4 protein-coding genes are annotated in these 4,836 nt (G+C 32.9%); 3 read left to right on the plus strand and 1 reads right to left on the minus strand.

Annotation, left to right across the window (positions count from 1 at the left end; translation table 11 throughout):
* Positions 1–528: 528 nt before the first annotated feature.
* Entirely contained in the window at positions 529–2,283 is a 1,755-nt protein-coding gene (locus GFJ36_RS28460; RefSeq protein ID WP_157349830.1) for a patatin-like phospholipase family protein, read from the plus strand.
* Between the two features lie 283 nt (positions 2,284–2,566).
* On the opposite strand, the gene GFJ36_RS28465 is transcribed toward GFJ36_RS28460, so the two are convergent.
* On the minus strand, positions 2,567–3,055 hold the full coding sequence (locus GFJ36_RS28465; protein WP_098230564.1) for a peptidase associated/transthyretin-like domain-containing protein: 489 nt from the start codon (positions 3,053–3,055) through the stop codon (positions 2,567–2,569).
* A gap of 219 nt (positions 3,056–3,274) precedes the next feature.
* On the opposite strand from GFJ36_RS28465, the gene GFJ36_RS28470 reads away from it, so the two are divergent.
* Together GFJ36_RS28470 and GFJ36_RS28475 are read left to right on the plus strand one after the other, a co-directional pair.
* A complete protein-coding gene (locus tag GFJ36_RS28470) occupies positions 3,275–3,940 on the plus strand; it encodes a peptidoglycan-binding protein (RefSeq protein ID WP_242016046.1) in 666 nt (221 codons plus the stop codon).
* A 235-nt stretch (positions 3,941–4,175) separates the two neighbouring features.
* On the plus strand, positions 4,176–4,814 hold the full coding sequence (locus GFJ36_RS28475; protein WP_098961664.1) for a glycoside hydrolase family 25 protein: 639 nt from the start codon (positions 4,176–4,178) through the stop codon (positions 4,812–4,814).
* The last annotated feature ends 22 nt before the right edge of the window (positions 4,815–4,836 follow it).

Consider the following 4,836-nt stretch of genomic DNA (forward strand, 5'->3'; position numbering starts at 1 on the left):
ATCTTGGTGTACTGATGAACAAGGGCATGCTATAAAACCTGCAGAAGATTATAATTATAATAGCCAATAGCTAAATTAAAGTATAAGATCAAAAAAATCTAATGATATTAATTTCAAGTACCTTTTATACAATGGGGGTACGGCACACATCCATCAACTTAAAGATGTGTGGTACTACCCCAATATATCACATTACAATTCTTGATACCTTAATTCTTATGTAACATAGCCACTTGACCATGTTACATAAGAATTTAAAATCTTGTTTTATTTAGCTTCCTAGAGATTCTAATATAAGTAAACCACTGATTGTTCAAATAAAGCGGTGTACTTATTTGTTTTTATAATAAAGCGCAAGTTGATGGATTCTATGAATATTGTGTATAACTATTCACTAAAAAAAGATGCGACTACCCAAAAAGTTAGTATTATTGAATTTTCAATTTGAGTATAAAATTCAGAAGGAAAGGAAATATAGAGATAGGATGTCTAAAAAACAATTTCTTAAAGGAAAGGAAGTTTATCATAGTGCTAGAAGATAAAAGGGACAAACTTGGAATAGCTCTTTCGGGTGGGGGATTTCGTGCTGCTTTTTTTCACCTTGGAGTACTAGCGAAATTGGCTAATCTAGGATTACTTCGTTATGTGGAAACTATCTCTACTGTATCGGGTGGTTCTATAATTGGAGCATTATACTATCTTCATATAAAGAAATTACTTGAGCAGAAAACAGATGATCAAATTAGAGATGAAGATTATCAAGAAATCATTGCGAAAATTGAAGTTGATTTTCTTCAGTCTGTTCAATGTAATTTTCGATTACGTACTTTTCTTAACCCATTAAAAAACTTAAAAATGAGTTTACCCAATTATTCTCGAAGTGATTATATAGGTGAACTATATGATAAATATTTATACCGAAGAGTACTTAATCCTAATAATAATATTCCAATAAAAATGAAGGATCTAAAAATAAATCCGCTAGGTGAAGACACTTCTTTCAATCCAATTATAGGAAACAGAAGACGAAAAACAAAAGTACCCATTTTAGTAATGAACGCTACGGTTTTAAATGATGGACATAATTGGCATTTTAGTGCAGAGAATATGGGAGAGACAAATTTAGTAGAGTTAGATGAGACAATTGATAAGAACCTCAGGCTTAAACCAGTAAAATCATATGAGAATGTATATAGACATGGATGTTTTGAGCTAGGATGGGCAGTTGCTGCTTCCGCATGTCTTCCGGGTGTTTTTACCCCACTTGCTATCAGTGGTCTTTATGATAAAGGGGTACGTGTCCAATTAGTTGATGGTGGTGCACATGATAACCAAGGATTAATTGGGGTATTGAATGATGAATTAAAATGTACCCATTTTATCATTAGTGATGCATCTGGACAACTAAACGATGAAAAAGAGCCTGGTATCCAGATACCTAGCGTTTTAAAACGAACTAATGGGATTCTTATGGATCGTATACGTGAGCAACAACTTTCAAGGATTATAAAAGAGCACTCAGATAATGTAGCTCTTTTACACTTAAAAAAAGGATTACCCATTAAAGAGATTTCCTATTTTGATAAAAATCACAAACTTCACGATAAAACAATATCACGTAAAACTGAGACACCTTCTGAAACCTTTGGTATTAATGAAGAAGTACAAGATTCTCTTTCAAAGGTCAGGACGGATTTAGATTCTTTTTCAGAAGTGGAAGCGTATTCCCTCATGCTAGATGGTTATAAAATGAGTGAATATCAGTTCGAAATAACAAACATTAAAAATTTAATTAGTAATACATCTTTAAGAGAGAAGGAATATCAATTTTTTAAGATGGAAAAATGGGTCTCATCTTCAATTACTGATTCCTATTATGAAAAAATTCTTAACGCCGCTAGCCAGAGGGTTTTTAGAACTTTTAAGCTAAGCATGGCGGTAAAGATTATCATGATTCTATTAATTATATGCTTCGGCTTTGCTTTAGTTTACTTTTATGGTTCTAGCTTCGAACAGTGGAGAAATGAGTCTGTTACAAAAGGACACATATTGTTTTCGTTTTTATTTCTAATTTGCTTATTTATTTTTTATTGGAATAGGTATGGTGGTGCTTCATACGAAAATCAATTTTTACAGTTCTTACTAAGTGGCCTACCAACAGCCATTGTTTCATTAATGGGGAGTGTCTTCATTTGGATTCATCTTCTTACATTTAATCGATTATTTTTATATTTAGGAAGTATTACATATTTTGAAAAGAAACAAGTTATAAAGAAAAAATAAAATGTTATAGTTTTGTTCTTTATTTTTTTAACCTTATTATTAGGTACGAAATGAATGTAGTACAGCGTAAGTTTACACTTATGTACAATTAAGGGGATTTTTCAAGAAAATAAGGTGAAATCTTTGCTATTAAATGAAATATTCTTCAATGAGCACATAAAAAGGAAGGCACTTTTGTGAGTTCCTTCCTTAAAGAATATTCATAAAAAATACATTCTTCACTATAAATCGATCTTCTGCATTAGATATACTAATTAGGGATTATTCAAAAACAAACAGCTAATTATGAGGATGTAGATATTTTCAAGAAAAATTCTTCTAATTTCCCTCGAAATTCATCAAGCTCACGTAGAGGTTGCTTCATTTGTGAAAGGCGAAAAGCGGTATACTCGGCATAGCCTCGTTCAAGATTGGTGTCTATATTAGTCAACATTGCACAAAATTGGTAAGCTGTGAGCGCGTCTATTTCAGCCATAGCTCCATTACTCGCGCCTACGCGCATAAGAAAACGATTGATTATGACGTCTTGTCGAGTGTCTATGTTTGAAACCACAGACGGATGCCATTCTTTTGCATTTGCGAACGTAGCATGTGTATTGAAGCAAACACTAATCAAATTATTAGAAGGTATAGACAACTGGTATTTACCATCATTATCAGTGAATGTGTGACTTACATAATTCCGATCTTGAAATACTAACACTTTAATGTTAAGAATCGGCTCTCTATTATACCCTTGTACTTGTCCAGAAATTGAAATATTTTCAGGCATTAGAATCCCTCCACTTTTAAAAATGTTATTCCTTCTAAAAATTAGAATACCCAGTAAGGACTATTTTATAAATGAATAGATACTAGCCTTTACCTTAATAAGGTTAGAAGAAAAGCAAAAATATCGTTATTTTCAGAGAACGTTTTCCAGTTTTCTCTTTATCATAATTTAAAGTTTTTGAGAAAGAATAAACAATATAAATTGATGGCGGTGATTGAAATGACTGTTACATTAGAAATTTTATTAGAGCGTTCTATTAGGAATATGAAAGATGGTATTCATATTATTGTTAAAGAATCTGCATTGGAGCTTATTAAGCGCGCCTATGAAGAAAATATAAATGCTGAAATTACCTCTGGTTTTAGAAGTATGGAAGAACAGGCAGCTTTATTTGGTCAAGGGAGAAAAACATATATTTATAATGGAAAAGAATATGGTGATTTAAGTAAGCCAATAGTAACGCATGCAAAACCTGGACAATCTAACCATAATTTTGGGATAGCAATTGACTTTGTTTTAATGAGTGAGGATGGTAGTAAACCTCTTTGGGAAGTTAACGATAAATGGATGCGAGTAGTAGAAATCGGAAAGGAATTGGGGTTTGAATGGGGAGGAGATTGGATATCATTTAAAGATAATCCACATTTAGAAATGAAGAATTTAAAACCTAATTCCACTCGGCCAATTCTACGTATTGGTGATACAGGGGAATTTGTTATACAACTTCAAGGAGCACTTAAGAGAGCCGGATTTTTTACAGAAACAAGTGATGGAATCTTTGGTGAAAAGACAAAGCAAGCAGTTATAGAATTTCAATTAGCATTTAATCTAGCTGCTGATGGAACAGTAGGGCCAATTACGTGGGATGCTCTTGATAGGCAATAGGGCAACAGAGTGGATAAAAAGATTGCAGGAAGCTCTGTTCTTACGGTTAACTCACCTGTAGTTTTAAAAATATTTAATTATTTCCTATTAACGGAATATAATTACAGGGCACCGTAGTTTATGACACCGTTATAAATTGAATGTTGGCATCTAGTATACCAGCATCATTGGCAGTTTTTTCTGAGTGAATTTTAAAAAAAACTATCTTATTGAGTAGAAAGTCAAGGTGAAAGGGATGCAATTAAGAAACCCTAACAATATACAAGGCATTGATGTTTCACAACATCAAGGTGATATTAGCTGGTCTGCGGTTTTTGGGGCAGAAAAGTCATTTGCTTATATAAAAGCAACAGAAGGTGCAACCGTTAAAGATACAAAATTCGATTTCAATTATATAGAAGCAAAAAATGCAGGCCTTTTCGTTGGAGCTTATCATTATGCGTTTCCAGAATCAGAGAATGATGCAATTTCAGAAGCAAATTATTTTGTAGATACAGTTAATAGTGCTGGAGGTTTCGAAGGGAATTTGCCCCCTGCACTTGATCTTGAAACCAATCCAGGGGGATTGAATAAAGACCAACTTTCTGAATGGGCTAGATTATGGATCGAACATGTTAGGGATAGAACGGGTATCCAACCTATTTTATACACATATTTAGATTTTGGACAAAGAAATATTAATGAATCATTGGGAGAGTATCCATTATGGTTTGCACGTTATGGAGTTCAGCAACCCGAAGATTGTGTAGGATGGAAGAAATGGAAATTTTTACAATACACTGATAAGGGTGAGGTTTCTGGAATCTTCGGAAGAGTTGATTTAAATGAATTTGATGGAACCATAGAAGAGTTAGAAAGTGGAAATATTATATAGTACTTAGAGAACTAAGTAAATT

Source organism: Bacillus sp. EE-W1 (genome assembly GCF_009760835.1).
Classification (GTDB): Bacteria; Bacillota; Bacilli; order Bacillales; family Bacillaceae_G; genus Bacillus_A; species Bacillus_A wiedmannii.

Excerpts from the sequence above, each read along its gene's own strand:
- GFJ36_RS28465 (WP_098230564.1), bottom strand. The coding sequence starts at position 3,055 with ATGCCTGAAAATATTTCAATTTCTGGACAAGTACAAGGGTATAATAGA.
- GFJ36_RS28470 (WP_242016046.1), top strand. The coding sequence starts at position 3,275 with ATGACTGTTACATTAGAAATTTTATTAGAGCGTTCTATTAGGAATATG.
- GFJ36_RS28475 (WP_098961664.1), top strand. The coding sequence starts at position 4,176 with ATGCAATTAAGAAACCCTAACAATATACAAGGCATTGATGTTTCACAA.